Source organism: Mesorhizobium sp. M1169 (assembly GCF_040318345.1).
In the GTDB taxonomy this organism is placed as follows: domain Bacteria; phylum Pseudomonadota; class Alphaproteobacteria; order Rhizobiales; family Rhizobiaceae; genus Mesorhizobium.
Map to the genome: position 1 here is coordinate 1 of NZ_JAMYME010000043.1, position 19,364 is coordinate 19,364.

Genomic DNA, 19,364 nt, shown 5'->3' on the forward strand with positions numbered 1-19,364 from the left:
CAAGGGAAAGACGAGGGCGATCCGACTCTAGCTCGACCCGTCAAACGGTCAGCAATTCCACCGATCCGACCCTCGCCGCTGAGGGGGGCGGCTACCCTCTCTCAGCGTTCCTTTCTGACCCATTCGGCGCCGAAAGTCATAAGACAAGCAATTCCAGGAAAAGTGTGAAACGGTTTTCCGTCCGGAATTGCGTCAAAACAAAGAGATAGAGCGGTTCGCCGTTTCCGTGAAACGATGAACCGCTCTAGAGATCCGTCAGGAATTTCGCGAACGTCATCGAACCTTCGGGCCATGGGCCGAAGCCGGAATCCGCGTTGAGATGACCGGCATCGCCGGCGTCGATGAACAGCGAGCCCCACGCCGCGGCAATGTCCTCGGCGACGCCGAAGGCGCAGAACGGGTCGTTGCGGCTTGCGATCACCACCGACGGAAATGGCAGCGGGTCACGCGGGTAGGGGCCGAAGGTCATCAGGTGCCTCGGCTTTATCTCAGGGTTGGCGACATCGGGCGGCGCCACGAAGAAAGCGCCGGCGACCGGTCGCTCGAACCGAGGCAATGCCTGGATGACCGCGGCGACGCCAAGCGAGTGAGCGACAATGACGACCGGCCGCTCGGCCTCATTAACCGCCTTGGCGACACCGGCCGTCCAATCCTCGCGCACCGGCTTCGACCATTCCGTCTGTTCGACGCGGCGCGCTGTCGATAGTTTCGACTGCCAGCGGCTCTGCCAATGATCGGGGCCGGAATTGGTGTAGCCCGGCACGATGAGAATATCTGCTTCCCTGACTTTCATGGCGCGCATGTAGCGAGAGGCGCTGTCGGGTGCAACCGGGTATGAACTCGACAGCGACACGCAAACGGCCTCTCATCAGCCCGGTTCTGCTCGCTATTGTGAACACCATGTTCGCTTCTTGCGCTCTTGTGTGAACGATCGCGATCGACGATCTGTAGCAGGGAAAGAATGGCTGTTCCGAGATTTTGGCACGGACACGGCGTAGAATGATTGATGGCGCCGGGTTCCTCCGTTGGAAGCTTGTCGAGCGCCGGCTGAACGGAGCACTTTGATGAGCGAACTGCCTTTTGCCGCGACGACCCCGGTCAGCGTTGCCCGTGTCGGCTTGCGGGCGCGCGATGCAGAAAATCTCGCTGCCTACTATCGCAAAGTCGTCGGTTTGCAGGAACTGAGCCGCTCCGGCGGCACGATTACGCTCGGCGCAGTCAATCGCCCTTTGCTCGACATCGAAGCGGATCCGGCTGCGAAACCCGATGATCCGCGCAGCGCCGGTCTTTTCCACACCGCCTTCCTGCTACCCAGCCGGGCCGATCTCGGCCGCTGGATCAATCACGCCATCGCCGGTAAGATCGGCATCGAGGGCGCATCCGACCATCTGGTCAGCGAGGCTCTTTATCTGACTGATCCGGAAGGCAACGGCATCGAGATCTATGCCGACCGCCGCCCCCAGGATTGGAAATGGAATGGCGACAAGATCGCGATGGCGACGGAGCGGCTTAACATTCCGTCGGTCATTGCCGAAGTGCCGGCCGGTGACGCCGGCTGGCAGGGCGCGCCGGAAAACAGCATTATCGGCCACGTCCATCTGCGGGTCGGCGGGCCGGAAGAAGCCGAAGCATGGTGGCATCAGGAGTTCGGTTTCGACACTGTGGCAAAATACGGTGGCGCGGCGGTGTTCCTGTCGTCCGGCGGCTATCATCACCACATTGGCGCGAATGCGTGGCAGAGCGCGGGCGCCGGTCACCGCGATCCCGCCCGCTCCGGCTTGGCCTGGGTCGAGATGCGTTCGGACAATGCCGCAAGCGAGACCACCCGCGAGGATCCGTGGGGCACGGCGATAAGGACGGTTCCCGGTAAGGCGTAGGCTAGAGGTTCGCCTTCTCAAGCAGGCGTCCAAGCATCAGCAGGCCCGCTGGCCATAAGCCGAGGCGGGCCTCGTTTCCCATATGGCCAAGATCGCCGGCATCGGCGATGTCCGCTCCCCAGGCTCCGGCAAAGGCGGTCGCCTTGTCGACGGTGACGCGTGGGTCGCTGCGGCTCGCCACCACCAATGTCGGGAAGGGCAGGCGCTTCAGCGGCATCGGCGCGAACGGGCGCACCGCGTCGAATGAAGGATCGGTATCCTCGACATTGGTCGCGGCGACCAGGAATGCCGCCGCGACCTTGTCGAGTTGGCTTTGACTGGCGCCGGCAGCCCACTTCACCGCCGTCGCCACCGCCAGCGAATGCGCAAGCAGCACGACGCGGCGCGGTGCGGCGGCCACCGCGGCATCCACCTGGCCGATCCAGTCTTCAGGCTTTGGCCGGTCCCACTCGGCCTGCAGCACGCGGCTCGAATTGGGGAACACCCGGCACCAATGCGACATCCAATGATCCGGCCCGGAATTGCCGCGCCCGGGCAGGGCAAGAAAATCGAAATCTTCGGCCGACGAAATCATCAGACCTCTCCAAACACTCTGCTGAAGATCGTATCGACGTGCTTGGTATGATAGCCCAAATCGAATTTCTCGCGGATCTCGGCCTCGGGCAGGGCAGCGACAACGTCCTTGTCGGCCAGAAGTTCCTCAAGAAAATCAGCGCCTTGCTCCCACACCTTCATGGCGTTGCGCTGCACCAGCCGGTAGGCGTCCTCGCGCGAAACACCGGCTTGCGTCAGCGCCAGCAGCACGCGCTGCGAATGCACAAGGCCACGGAATTTGTTCATGTTATTCAGCATGTTGTCGGGGTAGACGAGCAGTTTGTCGACAACGCTGGTCAGGCGTGAGAGCGCGAAATCGAGCGTCACCGTCGCGTCGGGCCCGATCATGCGCTCGACCGAGGAATGCGAGATGTCGCGCTCGTGCCAGAGCGCCACATTCTCCATTGCCGGCAATGCGAAGGAGCGCACCATGCGGGCAAGGCCGGTGAGGTTCTCGGTCAGCACCGGGTTGCGCTTGTGCGGCATCGCCGACGAGCCCTTCTGGCCGGGTGAAAAGTACTCTTCTGCTTCGAGTACCTCGGTGCGCTGCAGATGGCGCACCTCGATCGCCAGCCGCTCGATCGACGAGGCGATGACGCCGAGCGTGGCGAAGAACATCGCATGGCGGTCGCGCGGAATCACCTGCGTCGACACCGGCTCGGGCTTCAGTCCGAGTTTCTTGGCCACATATTCTTCGACATAGGGGTCGATATTGGCGAAGGTGCCGACCGCACCCGAGATGGCGCAGGTGGCGATGTCCTCGCGTGCGTGCACCAGCCGCTCGCGGCAACGCGAGAATTCGGCATAGGCCTGCGCCAGCTTGACGCCGAAGGTGGTCGGCTCGGCATGGATGCCGTGGCTGCGGCCGATGGTGATGGTGTCCTTGTGCTCGAAGGCGCGGCGCTTGAGCGCCGCAAGCAGCCCGTCAATGTCGGCCAGCAGGATGTCGCTGGCGCGGGTGAGCTGCACGGCAAAACAGGTGTCGAGAACGTCGGAGGATGTCATGCCCTGGTGGATGAAGCGGGCATCCGGCCCGACGAATTCAGCAAGATGGGTGAGAAAGGCGATGACGTCATGCTTGGTGACGCGCTCGATCTCGTCGATGGCGTCGACGTCGAACTTCGCCGCTCCGCCTTTCTCCCAGATGGTCTTGGCGGCCTCCTTCGGGATGACGCCGAGCTCGGCCAATGCGTCGCAGGCGTAGGCCTCGATCTCGAACCAGATACGGAACCGGGTTTCGGGTGACCAGATGGCCACCATTTCCGGCCGGGAGTAGCGAGGGATCATCAGTCGGTCCTGACTTGTGAGAGCATTTGCCCGCGTCGTAACAGAGGCAGGCAAAATGCTCAACGTTGCTGGCGCGCAAACCAGACACTGGCGACAGCGAGTGCAACGAAACCGAGCGGAAAATACAGCCGGATGCCGAGGACGACGAACTGGTAAAGCGCCGTCAACATCGTGAACACGAACTGGAAAACCCAGGTGATGGTGAGCGCGGGTGCATGCCATTGGACATAGTAGGAGCGGTATTGCAGCCCAAAGGGGCCGCCGGTGAAGGTAATTGTCGCGGCGAGAAGGCAGACGAAGGCGGCGGCGAGGGCGATTTCCCAGTGGCGTCCGAGCGAGACGAGCCGCGCCAGAAACAGCCCAACCGGGAAGGCCAGCGCGCCGCCGGCAGCATAAAGCAGCGAGACGAAGCGGACCTTCGCCGGGGTCTCCCAATCGTACAACAGCAGATTGAGCAGCGCGCTGGCGCCCATCGCCATGGCCCACAACAAGGCACCGGCAAATGCCGTGCGCAGCGGCGGCAAGGAGCGGCGGAGACGATGCAGGGCGCGATAGCGCATGGCGGGGAACTTCACAGGCGACCGGTTACCGCGATCCAGCGATAGTCCGGCCCTTCGAAGCCGTATTGGCGCACCGCGATCAGCACGGCATAGGCGCTGAGGCTATCCAGCGAAAATGTCTGAACCGCGCCGATCTGGTAGCCATTCGGACAGCCTCTGCTTTGCGGGATCGATTTGTCCTCGTGAATGATCCTCGTCTGGCCGCCATCCTTCGCCTCGATGCGCAGCAGGCGAAAGCCGTTGATCTCGCCCTGGCTCTGGCAGCGTTCGGTGTCATTCATGCCGATCTGGTCGAGCCGGAACTCGAGCGGATCGTCGACCGGCGAGAAGATCGGGCGCGGATTGACCACCATGCGGAAGGGATCGGCAGAAAGCTCGGTCACCGGGTTGAAGCCGGCGGTGATGCCGCGATCTGCCGTGAGTTCCGCCTGACTGACGATCGCTTCGCCCCTTTGCCGGGCCTGCAGCCGCGCTGCGGCCACCGTGGCATTCTCGTCGTCGAGCCGGACACGTATCGGCGAGCCCTTCAGGAAACTGTCGTCGGCCGTGTCGATATAATAGCGTGTCGCATAGGGAAATCCCGATCCGTCCTGGACGCCGTATTCCTCGAAGGCAAAGACCCCGCCATCACTGCTGAAGCCGAGGATCTCAAGCTCGGCGACATCGCCTGCGAAGGCGGCGGCCAAAGTTGCAAGCGGGGCAAGCAGGCAGACTGCAAACAGGGCAAGATTTCGCATGGGGCTTTCCATTCCGACGGTCGACGCCCTCAAATTCCTATCACGATGCCGTCAAAAGATCGTGCTGACTGAAACACAAAGTCGATGCATCCAATCCGGCCGTCGTTTGTTATTGTCGGCAACTTCACCGCATCGTGCCTTCCGAAAATCAGGATCGATTTTCGGAAGGCGCGATGCATTGATTCAAAAATGTTTAGAGCGTCCTTTGCGCGTTCAAAGGGACGCGCGGCGCTCTAAGGGAGACCCCCAATGATTGATGCAGCCAAGATTCGCGAACGTATGGAAGTGATCGGCGCCGACGGCGTCCATGTCGGTACCGTCGACAAGGTTGACGGAGATCGCATAAAGCTGACCAAGCGCGACAGCGGCGAGGGCGCTCACAGGGGCCATCACCACTTCATTCCTCTCAGCCTTGTCGCCGAGGTCGAGGGCCAGAAGGTGCGGCTGTCGGCAAACTCGGATGTTGCGGTCACGTTCGAGGAAGAAAAATCCGAACCCACCTGATCATAATCCAGTCTGACTACGGCTCACCCGAATGAGCGTTGCGCGTTCAGCGCGACGACCAGACCGGGAACAGATCGCCCTCGGCCGGCGTCGCGGCAAAGACGCCGCGGCTGATGGCGCGTGCCATCGTGGCGCCGGCCGCGGCGTAGAGATCGACGGCATCGTTGGGTGCGAGCTCAATGCCACTCTTGCCCGTTGCCAGCGCGAAGACCAGATCGCCGTCTGCGGGCGTGTGTGTCGGCCAAATGGCACGGACAAAGCCGTCATGCGCCGATATCGCCAGACGTTTGGCGGCGGCCTTCGTGAGTACCGCATCGGTGGCGATCACGGCGATGGTCGTGTTGGCGCCGGTTTCCGCCTGTTCTGCCGCATGCTTGTCACGGAACTTCAGCAGGACCTTTCTGGCATCGTCAGGCATCGGGTGGGGATAGCCTAACCCGCCGAACTCGTCGCCGATCTCGAACGGCGCCGCCCAGAAATGGCGGGTCCCTGCGACCGTCACCGAGCCGGTCGGGTTGACGGCGGCGAGCGCGCCGATGGTGACGCCGCTGTCCAGCACTGTCGAGGCCGAGCCGAGCCCGCCCTTCAGGCCGGAACTCAAAGCCCCGCTACCTGCGCCGGCAGTGCCGAGCGCAAAGTCTATCGCAGCGGCTTGCGCGGCTTCGTAGCCAAGGTCACGGTAAGGCGGATACCGGCCCCAATCCTTGTCGCCGCCATTGCGCAGGTCGAACAGGATCGCCGCCGGCACGATCGGCACGCGAAAGCCGCCGACCTCGACGCCGATGCCCCTTTCACGCAGTGCCGCCTGCACCCCCGACGCGGCGTCGAGGCCAAAAGCAGACCCGCCCGAAAGCACCAGGGCATGGATGGCGTGGATCGAATTGTGCGGCTCGAGCAGGTCGGTTTCGCGGGTGCCCGGCGCACCGCCCAGGATTTGCACGCCGGCCACGGCCGGTTCGTCGCAGATGACGGTGGTCACACCGGATTTCAGCTTGGCATTCGCCGCATTGCCGACACGCAGGCCGGCGACGTCGGTGATGAGATTGCGCGGACCCGTATGGAACATCCCTGTGCTGGACATCATTGGCTCTCCGCCGGCACGAAACGGCCGCCGTCGAAACGGAAGGCTCGATAAGAATTTTGCGTCAGGTCACCTTTTTCGTCAAAGCGGATCGGTCCGATCGCCGTGGTGAAGTCATGCGCGGTCAGCACGTTGGCCAGCCTCTCGCCGGAGCTTTGCGTCAATGCTGAAGCCGACTTGGCGATCTCGACCGCGGCATAGGCGGGCAGCGTGTAACCTTCCGGCACGATGTTTTGTCCGGCAAAGCTCTGCAGCACCTTGGGGTCGGCGACATCGGCCCATTCGGGCGGCGCGATCATCAGCGTGCCGACGGCATAAGGCATGTCGCCGAGCGGCGCGCGCAACGCTTCGCCGCCGGCAAACACCATGCCGGTATTTAGCTGGCCAGCATCCCGGCCCATAATGGCGACATCATCGCCGTCGCCGCCGGCAAAGACATGCGTTGCGCCGGCTTTCCTAAGTCGGCCGATCAGGCCAATCTGGTTATCGAGCTGCGGCCGGAACGTGTCGACGAAAACCGGCTTCAGCGCCGCTTGCTCGGCGGCTGCCCGAAACGTCTCGGCCATTTCGCGGCCATAGATCGTGCCGTCGTCGACTATGGCGAACAGCTCGGTCTGCCATAGGCGGGTGAGGATGGCAGCGACGGCATTGCGCTCGTCGTCGCCGCGCGGCCCGAGACGATAGATCGGCCATCCGGTCTTGGCGCGCCGGTCGGTCAGGCTTTCCGTGCGAACGCCGACTGTGATCACCGGTATGCCGGCATCCTTGAGGATCGGCAGAGCCGCCTCGATTGCGTCGGTGCACAAAAACCCGATGACGACGTTGACCTTGGCCGCGGTGAATTCCCGCGCGGCGGCGGCGCCACCGTCGGCCGTGCAGGCGTCATCGATCGTCCTGATCTCGGTACCGTCAGCTTCAGCCGCCATTGTCGCGCCGGCCTCGATCTGTTTGCCGAGGATCGCCGACGGCCCCGACAAAGGTGCCGCGACGCCGACCCGCAGCGTCTCGGCATTTGCACTGCAGGCGACCGAGAGCCAGGCCAGCACCGCTATTGTGGTTGTCCAAGGTCGCATGCGAGCGAAGAATTCCTCCGCGCCGGTCGCGTGGTTGCCGGCGCCAATGCCGTCAAGACCTAAAGGCTGGCCAGCTTTGGCGCAACACGCGAATTCGGGATATAGGTCAAGCACTTCGCTTGTGGCCTGCAATATCCCCCCATATATAACGGTTGGTTCTGACTAGTGGAAAATCATCGGTGCTGAAGAAGAATGACATCGGGCCGCAGGCCTACCGCGACGCGATGGCCCATTTTGCTGGCCATGTGCATGTAGTCACCACCGATGGCCCTGCCGGCAGGCGCGGCGCGACGGTGATCGCGGCCTGCTCGGTGTCGGACACGCCGCCAACCATCCTGGTTTGCCTCAATCGTGAGAATCCCAAGAACGAGCCGTTCGTGGAAAACGGCAAATTTGCCCTGAACACGTTGGCTTCGGATCAGGAGCCGCTGTCGATCGGCTTTTCCGGCATTACCGGCCTGCCGGTCGAGGAGCGTTTCGCATTGGCCGAATGGGATGTGATCTCGACCGGCGCGCCGACGCTGAAGGGTGCGCTCGCCGTCTTCGACTGCGAACTGATCGACTCCAAGGATCTGGCCACCCACCGTGTGCTTTTTGGCAAGGTTACAGGTTTGCGCATCGGCGATAATTTGCGGCCGCTGATCTATCACAACCGCGGTTACCAGGCTTTGTAGAGGCTTTCAGATGGCCGCGTCCGCGAAGACAGGATGACCGAGTTGAAAACCGCGTCCGGCGCCGCGGACGATCGACGAGACGCTCGATCTGTTGACCGGTGCGGACTATGTGGCGGACCGGTCGCTGGCAACCGTGCTGTTTTTTATGCGTTCGGTCGACACGCGCCCGTGGATCGAGGCTGGCGTGAAGCGCGTCGCATAACCACATGTCTGCCAGGGAGAAAATCATGGAACGCAGTATCTATCTCGATGAGGCCCGCGACCCGCTGATCATCGCGGAGGGCTGGATGAAGGACGGCAAGGATGTCGCCATTGCCACCGTGGTCGAGACCTGGGGCTCGGCGCCGCGCCCGGTCGGCAGCCACCTGGTCATCGACGCCGAAGGCAATTTCCACGGCTCCGTCTCGGGCGGCTGCGTCGAAGGCGCCGTGGTCGCCGAGGCGGTCGATGTTATCGATAGCGGCAAGGCCAAAATGCTCGAATTCGGCGTCGCAGACGAGACCGCCTGGCAAGTCGGCCTGTCATGCGGCGGCCGCATCAAGGTCTATGTAGAAAGATTGGGTTGATCTCGAATGGATCCCTATGCGCTGAAGGCACTCAACGCCGAACGCCGCGCCCGCCGCGCGGCAATCCTGGTCACCGATCTCGGCGACGGCCGCGACCGTGTCGTGCGCGAGGGCGACCGGGTAGCCGGCGAACTCGGGGCGGCCGTCGCCAAGGCATTTCGCACGGGCAATTCCGGTTCGGTCGAAGCTGAGGGACGGACCTTCTTCCTCAACGCACATCTGCCGCAGCCTCGCCTGGTGGTCATCGGCGCCGTCCACATCAGCCAGGCGCTGGCACCGATGGCCAGGATCGCCGGCTATCCTGTCGAGATCATCGATCCGCGAACGGCCTTTGCCACGCCCGATCGTTTTCCCGATATCGCGCTGCATGCCGAATGGCCAGAGGATGTGCTGACGCGTCAGCCGCTTGATGGCTATACGGCGCTGGCCGCTCTCACCCACGATCCGAAGATCGACGATTTCGCGCTGAAGGCGGCGCTCGACGCCGGCTGCTTCTATGTCGGCGCGCTCGGCAGCCGCAAGACCCACGCCAAACGTGTGGAACGCCTGCTGGCTTCGGGAGCGACCGCCGACCAGATCGCCCGCATTCATGCCCCGATCGGCCTCGACATTGGGGCTGCCAGCCCGGCCGAGATCGCCGTCGCGGTGTTGGCGCAAGCGATCCACGCCTTTCGCTCCCGCGGCCTCGAATCCAAAGGTGCGGTCGCGTGAAATTTGGTCCCGTTGCGATCGATACGGCCGAAGGGGCAGTGCTTGCGCACGCCACCAAGGTCGGAGAGCGCCGCTTCCGCAAGGCGCACAGGCTAAGCGCCGGGGATTTGTCCCTGTTGAAGGCCGCTGGCATTTCCGAGGTCGTAGCGGCGGTGTTGGCGCCCGATGATCTCAGCGAGGACGTCGCCGCCGAAAAGATCGCCGCATCCATGATCCATCGCAACATCGAGGCGAAGCCCGCCGCGACAGGTAGGGTCAACCTCCACGCGCAGGCTGCCGGCATGTTCACCGTCGACGCGGCGATGATCAACGCCATCAACGCCGTCGATCCGACGATCACCATCGCCACGCTCGCGCAGCATGCGCCGGTCGAAAAAGGTCAGATGGTAGCAACGGTGAAGATCATCCCATTCGCGGTCGCCTCCGCTTTGGTCGATGCCGTGGCAAGGATCTGCGCCGGCGGCGAGATATTTGCGGTCAACGCCTATCAGCCGGTGCGCGTCGGCGTCATTCAGACGGTGCTGCCCGGCATCAAACCCAGCGTGCTCGACAAGACGCTGCGCGTCACCGAAGCGCGCCTGGCGCGTTCGGGCGGCAGGCTGACGGTGGAGCGTCGAACCCTGCATGAAATTATCCCCGTCGCCGAGGCTGCGGCCTCGCTGATCCGCGACAACGATATGGTGGTTATCTTCGGCGCCTCGGCGATGGCCGATTTCGGCGACGTCGTTCCCGCTGCTATCGAAAAGGCAGGCGGCACTGTCATCCGCGCCGGCATGCCGGTCGATCCCGGCAATCTGCTGGTGCTAGGCACTCTAGGCGGCAAGCGCATCATCGGTGCGCCGGGCTGCGCCCGCAGTCCCAAGGAGAACGGCTTCGACTGGGTGCTCGACCGGCTGATCGCCGGTCTCGACGTGACCGCTAGGGATATTGCCGGCATGGGTGTCGGCGGGCTGTTGATGGAAATTCCGACGCGGCCGCAGCCGCGCGAGCCATTGCCGGCCAAAGCCGAACCAAAGGTCGAGATCGTGCTTCTGGCCGCCGGCCGCTCCAGCCGCATGGGCGGGCCGAACAAGCTGTTGGCGCTCTTCGATGGCAAGCCGCTGGTCCGTCGCACTGCCGAACGCGCGGTCGGTTCGAAAGCCGGGGCCACTATCGTCGTCACTGGCCACCAGCGCGAGCGCGTGCGCGATGCACTGTCTGGCCTCGATGTGACCTTCGCCGACAATCCGGATTTCGGCGAGGGTCTGTCTTCGTCGCTGAAGGCCGGCATCGCCAAGATTTCCGGCGACGCCGCCGGCGCCATGATTGTCCTCGGCGATATGCCCGGCGTCGCCTCGGCCGACCTCGACAGGCTGATTGAGGCGTTCCGCAGGTCCGAAGGCCGATCGGTGGTGCGGGCCTCGCACGACGGGCGGCGCGGCAATCCGGTGCTGCTGCCGCGTTCGCTGTTTGCCGCGATCGCTCACCTCGAAGGCGATACCGGCGCCCGCCATCTGGTCGAGGCCGAAGGGCTAGATGTCATCGATGTCGAGATCGGCGAAGGGGCAGCCGTCGACGTCGACACGCGCGAGGCGCTGGAAGGCGCCGGCGGCGTGCTGCAGGATTGACAAACCGAAGCCGAAAAACGCATGGCTGAGGGATGGCCTTTCGTTCCTGCTTCCGGTTCCGCTTGCCTTCCTCCGGCCTCCCGGCCCTGCTGATGGCGATTCTTTTGTCGCTCTCTTGTGCCGCCTACGCCAACGCTCTCGAACTCAAACCCTTCAAGGACGATCTGTTCGCCTACCCGGGCACGCTCTCGTCCGAGAGCAACGGCGCCTATACGGTTGTCGATTATCGTGAGCTGCGCGACATCAACGCTCGTGACGAAGTGCCTGAGCGTCGTGTGCACGCGCAATACACCGACACCGGTGTGCGTAAGGTGCAGCACGATCTCTTGCTGCCGACCGATGCAGGCGATGTCCGCCATATTGCCGTCGGCAAGACCGGGGGCGCCAGCATCATCGTGCTTTATCTGCACGGGCAGGGCGGCAGCCGTAAGCAGGGCAGCGACGACTTCACCTTCGGCGGCAATTTCAACCGCATCAAGAACCTGATGGCCGGCAATGGCGGCCTCTATCTGTCGCCGGATTTTTCCGATTTCGGCGACACCGGTGCCACCCAGATCGCCGCGCTGATCAACCACTATGCCGAACAATCGCCGAGCGCAAAAATCTTCGTCGCCTGCGGCTCGATGGGCGGCTCAATATGCTGGAAGCTGGCCGCCCGCCATGACACCGGCGGGCGCATCGACGGGCTGCTGCTGCTCGGCTCGCTATGGGACGAGAGTTTCTTCTCAAGCCCCGCCTTCAAGCGTCGTGTGCCGGTCTTCTTCGGCCAGGGCAGCAAGGACCCGGTGTTTCCAATCGAGAAACAGGAAGCCTTCTTCCGATCGATTCTGGCCAAATCGAAAGCCTATCCGACCCGCTTCGTCCGCTTCGAGACCGGCACGCATGGCACCCCTATCCGCATGACCGACTGGCGCGGCACGCTCAACTGGATGTTGTCGAAGGCTCCTTAAGGCGCGGTATTGTAGTCGACGACCGTCTGCGGATTTTCCTCGCCGTCATAAGACGCGTCGACATCGTACTGGACCAGGGAAAAATCGCCGTTGCGAAACAGATAGGTCCCTGATGAAGAGGCATCGCCGATTCCACGCCATTTGTCGAAGCTGGTGATCGTCTTGGTGTCTTCGTCGTAATCGGAATTAGTTGCCCAGCCGGAGGTCTGGAAGCCAACTATGGTCATGCCCAGCAATTTGCCGTCGCTGTCATTGTTCTCGTAGCGGATGTCCATCTCAGGTTCGGCGAACTGCAATTGTCTCACGCCAAGCACGTCGTCGCTCATGTAATAGATCGAGTTTTCGTTGTAGGCCGCGGCCGAGCAGGCGAAATGGAAAAGCCGCGTTTCGCTTTCGGGATCACTGGCAGACGCATCCTTGCCCTTATAGTGGATCGAGAAAATGTCCGGCTCCTGCGCCAAAAGATCCTTGTCACACTGGTCGCCATAAGTCGCGGCAAACGCCTTTTTGGCTTGCTCAAGCGCTGCGTCCTTCTTCGGCGGCGGCGGTCCTTCGCCGCAGCTTGCCGGCACGGCATCCTCGAAATCGGCCTTTGAGGGTTTCAGCGCACCCTTATCGATGAAGATCGAGCGAAATGGCGGTTCCTGGATCGAGGCGTTGATCTGGCGCAGCGTATAGCAGCCGGCAAAGACATTTTCGCTGCCGCCCTTGGCCGTCGCCCGGATGGCGACCGGAACGCTGTAGTAGATGCTGCCGGCAGCCCCGTCTTCGGATACGCCACCGGTTTTGACTTCGACCGTGTCCGTGCTGTCATAGCCTTTGACGAAGGAATTGAAATCCTTGGCCGGCTTGGTGTCGCCGAAATAGTCCCAGGCGCGCGCGAATTCGTGCCGGCTGATGGCACTATAAAGTGACCGGATGACCGCTTCGGCATTCGACCTGTCGTCGATATAAGGCGCGTCTGCGGCGAGCGCCGATTGGCCGGCAATGGCAAGAGACACAAAAACGGTCGCTGCAAAAAGGGCGCGTCTCATCGGGAACCTCCACTCGATGAAAAATCCTATCATATCGATTGCGGCGACGTGGTGACGCTTGAACAATCGCCTGCGAAGGCGCTACCTCTCGCCCTCGGCAGTCGGGCCGCGTGGAGATTTCTTGTGACCATATCAATGTATGAAGCATCCGTGCCGGTATTTTCGGCGAGGCTGAAGGCACTAGCCAATGTGCTGAACATTGCCGAGCAAAATGCGGCTGATCGCAAGATTGATCCGCAGGTGTATCTGACGGCGAGGCTGGCGCCGGACATGTTTGCCCTGACCAGGCAGGTACAGATTGCCACCGATCACGCCAAAGGCGCCCCGTCACGGCTTGCGGGACGCGAGGTGCCAAAATACGAGGACAATGAGGCGAACTTCGCTGATCTGCAGGCCCGCCTTACCAAGACGCTCGACTATCTCGCGACATTTTCGGCGGCCGAATTCGATGGTTCAGATGACAGGATAGTCGAACTGCGGCTAGCGGGACGCGAGGTTTCGATGCCGGGGATGCAGTATCTACTGCATGCCGCCATGCCCAATTTCTATTTCCACCTGACCACCGCCTACGACATCCTGCGCCACAACGGCGTGCCATTGGGCAAGTCGATCTTCCTCGGATCGCGTTGAGATCCGCTCGGGAGATATCCGCCACGGCGGATATCTCACGGTTGTTTAGCGCAGGGACATTTCCCGGGCGATGCGCGGGAAATCGGCCGGCTTGACGCCGATATCGGCGCGATCGGCATTGCTCATCGAATGGAGCAGCGCCAGCGCCGCTCGATAGCGCAGCTGTTCCCGCGGACGCGGACGAGCGAACATTTCAGTGAAGAATCCCATGATTCAAGCCCCTTATTGAACCTCCAAGGCGGTCAATATAAGCAGATCATGACGATTGTGCAGTGCAGCATTCGCGTGGCAGCCATGCTGCCCTGATCTTTTTTGACATAATTCGGCTGTTCCGGCGAAACTTCTGTGGCGCTTCGACCGTAGGCCTCAGTGCCGGCACTTGGCCGGTTTTTCCTCGCCATTCCTGGCGAACTTCCGGACTGCATTCACATGCAGTCCGGCTTTTTTGTTAGCCGCAGGGATAAACTCCGTCCGCCGGCGTCCTGGGAAAGTCGCCTGGCCTGCCGTCGGTGGGCTTGGAAGCGGGCGGCGCTTTCCTGTATGCTATTGCTTCCTCCTCGCGCAGCCGCGCAAAAATTCCCGCCGGAGAAACTCCATGCACAAACGCCGTCTCGGCCAGACCGATCTTTTCGTGTCGCAAATCTGCCTCGGATCGATGACCTGGGGCCAGCAGAACACCGAGGCGGACGGTCACGCCCAGATGGATCTGGCGTTTGCTCGCGGCGTCAATTTCATTGACACCGCCGAACTCTATCCGATCCCGCCCAAGGCGGAGACACAAGGCCGTACCGAGACATTCATCGGCAATTGGATGAAGAAAAAGCGCAATCGCGACCAGGTGATCATCGCCTCGAAGGCAGTTGGTCGCACCGCCAACACCTGGTTTCGCGGCGACCGCCCGTCTAAGCTGGTGCGCGCCGATATCTTCGACGCTATCGATAAGTCACTCGCCAGGCTCAACACCGATTACATCGACCTCTATCAGATCCATTGGCCGGAACGCGACGTGCCGTGGGGCGCCAATCCGAACCGGATCGGCGCCGTGCCGCGACGCTCCGATGCCGCCGGCGTGCCGGAGGGCGAGACGCCGATCGCCGAGACGCTTGCCGTGTTCGATGAACTGGTGAAGGCCGGCAAGATCCGCCATTTCGGCCTGTCGAACGAGAATTCCTGGGGCGTCATGCGTTTCATTGGCGAAGCCGACAAGGGCCTCGGTCCGCGCGTCGCCTCCGTGCAGAACGCCTATAATTTCGTCAACCGCACCTTCGAGGTGAACCTAGCCGAAGTCTGCGAGCGCGAGCAGGTGTCGCTGCTTGCCTATTCGCCGCTGGCGCAAGGCTATTTAACCGGCAAATACGATCATGGCGCGCGGCCGCAGGGCTCGCGCTCGCAGTTGTTCAACCGCGGCCAGCGCTACGAGACTCCGAATGCTGCCGAGGTGCAGCTCGAATACAACCGATTGGCGCGCACCTTCGGCATGGAGCCGGCGCTGTTTGCCAATGCCTATGTCTCGAACCGGCCCTTGGTCACCTCGAACATCATCGGCGCCACCACCATTTCGCAACTCGAAATGGCGCTCTCTTCCGCCGACGTGGTCTGGACCGAGGACATGCAGAAAGCCGTTGATGCGATCCACCAGCGCGTTGGCAATCCGTGCCCTTGATGCGTCGGGACGCGGTTGTCCGATCGTCATAAGGAGGGGGAACAGCCATGGACTTCCGGATCGACGCGGTGCGCGCGAAATTTCCGGCTTTGTCGCTGACCGACAAGAGCCGCCGGCGCATCTATCTCGACAATCCTGCCGGCACGCAGGTCCCGCAGGCGGTGGCGGACGCAGTATCGCGTTGCTTGCTGACCACCAATGCTAACCTCGGCGGCTTCTTCGAGACCACCGTTGCCGCACAAAACATCGTGGACGAGGCCCATCTGGCGATGGCGGATTTTCTCGGCGCTGCGAGCCCGCAGGAAATTATCATCGGTGCCAACATGACGACATTGACCTACCACATGTCGCGAACGCTCGGCCGCACGATGAAGCCCGGGGACGAGATCATCCTCACCCGCACGGACCATGAGGGCAACGTCTCGCCTTGGCTGCAACTGGCAGAAGACCTTGGCCTTGTCGTGCGCTGGCTGCCCTTCGACCAGCAGAGCTGGCAGATCGAAGAGGCGGCGCTCGCCGCGCTGCTTTCCGAGAGGACGCGGCTCGTCGCGCTCAACTACGCCAGCAATCTCACCGGGTCGATCAACCGGGTGAAGGCGTTGACCGGCATCGCCAGGCGGGCTGGTGCGTTGGTCTACGTCGATGCCGTCCAGTTCGCGCCGCATGGCCTGATCGACGTCCAAAACCTCGGCTGCGATTTCCTGATCTGCTCGGCTTACAAGTTCTTCGGCCCGCATATGGGGATTTTGTGGGGCAGGCTGGACGTTATCGATGCGCTTAAGCCGTATAAATGCCGTTGCTCGTCCAATGCCTTGCCGGAGCGCTTCGAGCTCGGCACGCCGCAAATTGAATTGATGGCCGGCCTGTCGGCGGCTGTCGATTATTTTGCCGAGTTGGGCGCGGCAGCCGGCGCGCAAGGATCGCGTCGGCTGAAAATCGCCAAGGCCTTCGAAGTTTCAATCGCTTACGAGAACCCGCTGGCGCAACAGCTGATCGACTGTCTGTCGGATATTGCCGGCCTGACCATCCACGGCATCACCGATCCGAAGCGGATCAATGAGCGTGTGCCGACGGTGTCGTTCACTGTCGAAGGCATCGTGCCGGAGACGATCGTGCGGCAGATGAATGCCGAAAACATCTTCCTGTGGTCCGGCCACAACTACGCCTGGGAGATCGTCCACCAGCTCGGCATTCCGGCCGAGCAGGGGGTGGTGCGCATCGGCATCGCTCATTACAACACTTCAGCCGAAATCGACGAGACGCTGGAGAGCGTGCACCGCGTTGTCGCCATGCTGAGGCAGGAACGATCCTGAGCGGCCCTCGCGGGCGGATCATCGCTTGTGGGCGCCGCCAAAACCGGTGAGGAAGGCGGTGAGATTGTCGCCGAGCTCGTCGCAGAGATAGCCGCCTTCCTGGACGATGACCGTTGGCAAGCCGAGCCCGGCGATCACCTCGCCAATGCGCGAAAAACCAGGCGTGCTCACCGACAGCCCGCCGAACGGATCGCCTTCGAAGGCATCTAGCCCCAGCGCCACCACAAGCGCATCGGGCGAGAAGGTGTTGACGCGCTGGAACGATGCCTCCAGCGCTTCGAGGAACGCTGCATCGCCGGATTTGCGCGGCAGCGGCAGGTTGAGATTGTAGCCGAGGCCGGCGCCTTCGCCGCGCTCGTCGCCATAGCCCCAGAAAAACGGGTAGAAGCGCACCGGGTCGGCATGCAGCGACACGGTGAGCACGTCCGGCCGGGCATAGAAGATGCCTTGCGTGCCGTTGCCGTGGTGCAGGTCGACATCGAGGATCGCCACCCGCGCCGCCTGCTTGCGCAGAACCTGTGCAGCGACGGCCGAATTGTTGATGAAGCAGAAGCCGCCGGCGACATCGGCAAAGGCGTGATGGCCGGGCGGCCGGCACAGCGCATAGGCGGCCGGCGCTCCCGACATCACCGCCTCGGCGGTTTCAACCGCGCTCCAGGCGCTCCAAAGCGCGCTCTGCCACGTCTCGCCGGAGATCGGGCAGGCGGTGTCGGCCATGTGATAGCCGGCCTGGCCGACCGCCGAGGCCGGATAGGAGCCGTTCCGCGCGATCGGGTGGATGTTGGGGATGACCTCAGCCGAGGCGCCCTCGATGCGCTGCCAGCGCGCGAAGATATGCTGAAGGAAATCGAGATATTCCGGCGTATGTACCGCGGCAATCGGGCCGAGCCCGTGATCCCGCGGCCGTTCGATCGTGCAGCCGGCAGCCTTTGCGCCGGCCAACAATCGCTCGACCCGTTCCGGCCTTTCCGGATTGGGCTGCGGCGCGCCGCTTGAGAGGAACGCCTTCGGGTCGTGGCGCTTCTGTTCTTCGGCATAGAAGGCTTTCATGTTGGCTCCTCCGGTGCATCGGCAAAGGCGAAAAAGGCGTCGCCGACGATCTTCTGCACCTGCTCGTAGCTCGACCAGGCAATGCCCAATCGTTCGTAAAAAGCCTTGGCGGTCTCGTTGTCGGTATCGACGGACAGCCTGAGATAGGCGCCGCCGTTCTTCCGGCATTGCGCCGCGACCCGGCGCAGCAGGCGTTCGCCGATCCTGCGGCCACGAAAACGGTCCTCGACATAGAGGTCCTGCACATAGACGCCGGGCCGTCCCATCCATGTCGAGAAGATCGGGAAATACAGGCAAAGCCCGGCAAATTCGCCACCGATTTCGGCGATCAGGGTCGAGAAGGCAGGCTTTTCGCCAAAGCCATAGGTGCGGAGATCCTGAGCTGTCGAGGTGATCTCCTGATGTGCGCCGACATGCGCGCCGAGCCGCAGGAGCGCGGCGTGGATGGTTTCGACGTCCTCGACGGTCCCGGGCCGGATGACAATGTCTCTTGACGGTGGGTTGGTCACGGCCGCATCTCAGAACGCCACGCGGTCGCCGCCCTTGAGCGCCAGCATCTGCCGCGCCTCGGCCGGCGTCGCGACGTCCAGCGACAATCCGTCGAGCACGCCGCGGATCCGGCGCACCTGGTCGGCATTGGACTTGGCGAGCTGGCGCCCGTCGTAGAGGCTGTCCTCCAGCCCGACGCGGACATTGCCGCCCATCGCCGCCGCAATCGAGATCATCGGCATCTGGTGGCGTCCGGCGGCCAGCACCGAAAACCGGTAGCTGTCGCCGAACAGTTTGTCGGCGATGCGCTTCATATGGATCAGGTTTTCTGGATCGGCACCGATGCCGCCAAGAATGCCCAAAACAAACTGGATGAATAAAGGTCCAGACACCAGTCCACGATCGCGAAAATGCGCCAGCGAATAGAGATGGCCGACATCGTAGCACTCGAATTCGAAGCGCGTGCCGCAACCACGCCCGAGCTTCTCGAGCACCGTCTCCATGTCGGCAAAGGTGTTCTTGAAGATCGTGTCACGGGTAGCCTCGAGCAGCTTCGGCTCCCATTCGTGCTGCCATTCTCGCGGCCGCTCGAGCATCGGGAACAGCGCGAAATTCATCGAACCCATATTGAGCGAACACATTTCCGGCTCGGCCCTGAGCGGCGCGGCCAGCCGCTGGTCGAGCGTCATCAGCGACGATCCGCCGGTGGTGATGTTGATCACCGCATCGGTCGCCTGCTTGATGCGCGGCAGGAACTGCATGAACACCTCGGGGTCGGCGGTCGGCCGCCCATCCCTAGGGTCGCGGGCATGAAGATGCAGGATCGAAGCGCCGGCCTCGGCGGCGGCGATCGCGTCTGCGGCGATCTGGTCCGGCGTCACGGGCAGATGCGGCGACATCGACGGGGTGTGCACCGACCCGGTGATGGCGCAGGTGATGATGACTTTTCGCGACGCCATGGTTC

The 19,364-nt window shown here is 62.7% G+C and carries 22 protein-coding genes and 1 pseudogene; 11 read left to right on the forward strand and 12 right to left on the reverse strand.

Features of this window, described 5'->3' with window-relative positions; genetic code table 11:
* Nucleotides 1-244: 244 nt before the first annotated feature.
* Complete coding sequence (locus NKH41_RS28285; protein ID WP_352474656.1) at nt 245-793, reverse strand: RBBP9/YdeN family alpha/beta hydrolase; 549 nt, start codon at nt 791-793, stop codon at nt 245-247.
* A 271-nt stretch (nt 794-1,064) separates the two neighbouring features.
* Between NKH41_RS28285 and NKH41_RS28290 the strand changes: the two genes are divergently transcribed.
* Entirely contained in the window at nt 1,065-1,877 is an 813-nt protein-coding gene (locus tag NKH41_RS28290) for a VOC family protein (protein ID WP_352935084.1), read from the forward strand.
* 1 nt (nt 1,878) lies between these two features.
* On the opposite strand, the gene NKH41_RS28295 is transcribed toward NKH41_RS28290, so the two are convergent.
* From NKH41_RS28295 to NKH41_RS28310, 4 genes are read right to left on the reverse strand one after another with little or no spacing between them, the layout of a single operon-like run.
* Nucleotides 1,879-2,451, reverse strand: a complete 573-nt coding sequence (locus NKH41_RS28295) for an RBBP9/YdeN family alpha/beta hydrolase (RefSeq protein WP_352935086.1) — start codon at nt 2,449-2,451, stop codon at nt 1,879-1,881.
* Nucleotides 2,451-3,758 carry an adenylosuccinate lyase gene (gene purB / locus NKH41_RS28300; RefSeq protein ID WP_352501593.1) on the reverse strand — a complete coding sequence of 436 codons (1,308 nt, stop codon included), beginning with the start codon at nt 3,756-3,758 and terminating at the stop codon, nt 2,451-2,453. Before purB ends, NKH41_RS28295 begins: the two co-directional genes overlap by 1 nt.
* Nucleotides 3,759-3,817: 59 nt before the next feature.
* Nucleotides 3,818-4,318: a hypothetical protein gene (locus tag NKH41_RS28305; protein WP_352935089.1), complete on the reverse strand. Its 501-nt coding sequence runs from the start codon at nt 4,316-4,318 to the stop codon at nt 3,818-3,820.
* Between the two features lie 11 nt (nt 4,319-4,329).
* Nucleotides 4,330-5,055, reverse strand: a complete 726-nt coding sequence (locus NKH41_RS28310; RefSeq protein WP_352935092.1) for a DUF2259 domain-containing protein — start codon at nt 5,053-5,055, stop codon at nt 4,330-4,332.
* Nucleotides 5,056-5,304: 249 nt separating this feature from the next.
* On the opposite strand from NKH41_RS28310, the gene NKH41_RS28315 reads away from it, so the two are divergent.
* Nucleotides 5,305-5,559, forward strand: coding sequence for a DUF2171 domain-containing protein (locus NKH41_RS28315; protein ID WP_352474015.1), 255 nt, complete (start codon nt 5,305-5,307; stop codon nt 5,557-5,559).
* Nucleotides 5,560-5,605: 46 nt separating this feature from the next.
* Here the strand turns inward: NKH41_RS28315 and NKH41_RS28320 are convergent, their stop codons facing one another.
* Entirely contained in the window at nt 5,606-6,625 is a 1,020-nt protein-coding gene (locus tag NKH41_RS28320) for a P1 family peptidase (RefSeq protein ID WP_352541458.1), read from the reverse strand.
* A gap of 14 nt (nt 6,626-6,639) precedes the next feature.
* A complete protein-coding gene (locus NKH41_RS28325; RefSeq protein WP_352935095.1) occupies nt 6,640-7,713 on the reverse strand; it encodes a branched-chain amino acid ABC transporter substrate-binding protein in 1,074 nt (357 codons plus the stop codon).
* A gap of 179 nt (nt 7,714-7,892) precedes the next feature.
* On the opposite strand from NKH41_RS28325, the gene NKH41_RS28330 reads away from it, so the two are divergent.
* From NKH41_RS28330 to NKH41_RS28350, 6 genes and pseudogenes are all read left to right on the forward strand, one after another.
* A complete protein-coding gene (locus NKH41_RS28330) occupies nt 7,893-8,387 on the forward strand; it encodes a flavin reductase (RefSeq protein WP_352935098.1) in 495 nt (164 codons plus the stop codon).
* A gap of 33 nt (nt 8,388-8,420) precedes the next feature.
* Nucleotides 8,421-8,529, forward strand: a pseudogene (locus NKH41_RS34270) (AAA family ATPase); the annotation flags it as partial.
* An 85-nt stretch (nt 8,530-8,614) separates the two neighbouring features.
* Nucleotides 8,615-8,953, forward strand: a complete 339-nt coding sequence (locus NKH41_RS28335; RefSeq protein WP_352474017.1) for an XdhC family protein — start codon at nt 8,615-8,617, stop codon at nt 8,951-8,953.
* 6 nt (nt 8,954-8,959) lie between these two features.
* Nucleotides 8,960-9,664 (forward strand): XdhC family protein, encoded by a 705-nt coding sequence (locus NKH41_RS28340; RefSeq protein WP_352935101.1) that lies wholly within the window; start codon nt 8,960-8,962, stop codon nt 9,662-9,664.
* Nucleotides 9,661-11,271: an NTP transferase domain-containing protein gene (locus tag NKH41_RS28345; RefSeq protein WP_352935104.1), complete on the forward strand. Its 1,611-nt coding sequence runs from the start codon at nt 9,661-9,663 to the stop codon at nt 11,269-11,271. The genes NKH41_RS28340 and NKH41_RS28345 overlap by 4 nt, the downstream gene beginning before the upstream one ends.
* A gap of 92 nt (nt 11,272-11,363) precedes the next feature.
* Nucleotides 11,364-12,221 (forward strand): alpha/beta hydrolase, encoded by an 858-nt coding sequence (locus NKH41_RS28350; protein WP_352935107.1) that lies wholly within the window; start codon nt 11,364-11,366, stop codon nt 12,219-12,221.
* On the opposite strand, the gene NKH41_RS28355 is transcribed toward NKH41_RS28350, so the two are convergent.
* Nucleotides 12,218-13,255 carry a DUF1176 domain-containing protein gene (locus tag NKH41_RS28355; RefSeq protein ID WP_352935109.1) on the reverse strand — a complete coding sequence of 346 codons (1,038 nt, stop codon included), beginning with the start codon at nt 13,253-13,255 and terminating at the stop codon, nt 12,218-12,220. The genes NKH41_RS28350 and NKH41_RS28355 overlap by 4 nt on opposite strands.
* Before the next feature lie 123 nt (nt 13,256-13,378).
* Here NKH41_RS28355 and NKH41_RS28360 point away from each other — a divergent pair, with 123 nt between their 5' ends.
* Nucleotides 13,379-13,885, forward strand: a complete 507-nt coding sequence (locus NKH41_RS28360; RefSeq protein ID WP_352766959.1) for a DUF1993 domain-containing protein — start codon at nt 13,379-13,381, stop codon at nt 13,883-13,885.
* A 45-nt stretch (nt 13,886-13,930) separates the two neighbouring features.
* Here NKH41_RS28360 and NKH41_RS28365 read toward each other — a convergent pair whose 3' ends face one another.
* The gene (locus NKH41_RS28365) at nt 13,931-14,095 is read right to left on the reverse strand and encodes a hypothetical protein (RefSeq protein ID WP_023674744.1); all 165 of its coding nucleotides are present in this window, start codon (nt 14,093-14,095) and stop codon (nt 13,931-13,933) included.
* 385 nt (nt 14,096-14,480) lie between these two features.
* Here NKH41_RS28365 and NKH41_RS28370 point away from each other — a divergent pair, with 385 nt between their 5' ends.
* Complete coding sequence (locus NKH41_RS28370; protein WP_352935112.1) at nt 14,481-15,548, forward strand: aldo/keto reductase; 1,068 nt, start codon at nt 14,481-14,483, stop codon at nt 15,546-15,548.
* A gap of 47 nt (nt 15,549-15,595) precedes the next feature.
* Nucleotides 15,596-16,861: a cysteine desulfurase-like protein gene (locus NKH41_RS28375; RefSeq protein ID WP_352935114.1), complete on the forward strand. Its 1,266-nt coding sequence runs from the start codon at nt 15,596-15,598 to the stop codon at nt 16,859-16,861.
* A gap of 18 nt (nt 16,862-16,879) precedes the next feature.
* Here the strand turns inward: NKH41_RS28375 and NKH41_RS28380 are convergent, their stop codons facing one another.
* Genes NKH41_RS28380 through kce form a run of 3 tightly spaced genes read right to left on the reverse strand, consistent with a single transcriptional unit; the run spans nt 16,880 to nt 19,359 of the window.
* Nucleotides 16,880-17,911 (reverse strand): histone deacetylase family protein, encoded by a 1,032-nt coding sequence (locus NKH41_RS28380; protein WP_352935117.1) that lies wholly within the window; start codon nt 17,909-17,911, stop codon nt 16,880-16,882.
* The gene (locus NKH41_RS28385; RefSeq protein WP_352501604.1) at nt 17,908-18,420 is read right to left on the reverse strand and encodes a GNAT family N-acetyltransferase; all 513 of its coding nucleotides are present in this window, start codon (nt 18,418-18,420) and stop codon (nt 17,908-17,910) included. The genes NKH41_RS28380 and NKH41_RS28385 overlap by 4 nt, the downstream gene beginning before the upstream one ends.
* A 9-nt stretch (nt 18,421-18,429) precedes the next feature.
* The gene (gene kce, locus NKH41_RS28390) at nt 18,430-19,359 is read right to left on the reverse strand and encodes a 3,5-dioxohexanoate:acetyl-CoA acetone transferase (protein ID WP_352935119.1); all 930 of its coding nucleotides are present in this window, start codon (nt 19,357-19,359) and stop codon (nt 18,430-18,432) included.
* Between the last annotated feature and the right edge of the window lie 5 nt (nt 19,360-19,364).

Bases quoted from the DNA above. Each gene is read 5' to 3' on its own strand.
- NKH41_RS28285 (WP_352474656.1), bottom strand. From the start codon at position 793: ATGAAAGTCAGGGAAGCAGATATTCTCATCGTGCCGGGCTACACCAAT.
- NKH41_RS28290 (WP_352935084.1), top strand. From the start codon at position 1,065: ATGAGCGAACTGCCTTTTGCCGCGACGACCCCGGTCAGCGTTGCCCGT.
- NKH41_RS28295 (WP_352935086.1), bottom strand. From the start codon at position 2,451: ATGATTTCGTCGGCCGAAGATTTCGATTTTCTTGCCCTGCCCGGGCGC.
- purB (WP_352501593.1), bottom strand. From the start codon at position 3,758: ATGATCCCTCGCTACTCCCGGCCGGAAATGGTGGCCATCTGGTCACCC.
- NKH41_RS28305 (WP_352935089.1), bottom strand. From the start codon at position 4,318: ATGCGCTATCGCGCCCTGCATCGTCTCCGCCGCTCCTTGCCGCCGCTG.
- NKH41_RS28310 (WP_352935092.1), bottom strand. From the start codon at position 5,055: ATGCGAAATCTTGCCCTGTTTGCAGTCTGCCTGCTTGCCCCGCTTGCA.
- NKH41_RS28315 (WP_352474015.1), top strand. From the start codon at position 5,305: ATGATTGATGCAGCCAAGATTCGCGAACGTATGGAAGTGATCGGCGCC.
- NKH41_RS28320 (WP_352541458.1), bottom strand. From the start codon at position 6,625: ATGTTCCATACGGGTCCGCGCAATCTCATCACCGACGTCGCCGGCCTG.
- NKH41_RS28325 (WP_352935095.1), bottom strand. From the start codon at position 7,713: ATGCGACCTTGGACAACCACAATAGCGGTGCTGGCCTGGCTCTCGGTC.
- NKH41_RS28335 (WP_352474017.1), top strand. From the start codon at position 8,615: ATGGAACGCAGTATCTATCTCGATGAGGCCCGCGACCCGCTGATCATC.
- NKH41_RS28340 (WP_352935101.1), top strand. From the start codon at position 8,960: ATGGATCCCTATGCGCTGAAGGCACTCAACGCCGAACGCCGCGCCCGC.
- NKH41_RS28350 (WP_352935107.1), top strand. From the start codon at position 11,364: ATGGCGATTCTTTTGTCGCTCTCTTGTGCCGCCTACGCCAACGCTCTC.
- NKH41_RS28355 (WP_352935109.1), bottom strand. From the start codon at position 13,255: ATGAGACGCGCCCTTTTTGCAGCGACCGTTTTTGTGTCTCTTGCCATT.
- NKH41_RS28365 (WP_023674744.1), bottom strand. From the start codon at position 14,095: ATGGGATTCTTCACTGAAATGTTCGCTCGTCCGCGTCCGCGGGAACAG.
- NKH41_RS28370 (WP_352935112.1), top strand. From the start codon at position 14,481: ATGCACAAACGCCGTCTCGGCCAGACCGATCTTTTCGTGTCGCAAATC.
- NKH41_RS28375 (WP_352935114.1), top strand. From the start codon at position 15,596: ATGGACTTCCGGATCGACGCGGTGCGCGCGAAATTTCCGGCTTTGTCG.
- NKH41_RS28380 (WP_352935117.1), bottom strand. From the start codon at position 17,911: ATGAAAGCCTTCTATGCCGAAGAACAGAAGCGCCACGACCCGAAGGCG.
- kce (WP_352935119.1), bottom strand. From the start codon at position 19,359: ATGGCGTCGCGAAAAGTCATCATCACCTGCGCCATCACCGGGTCGGTG.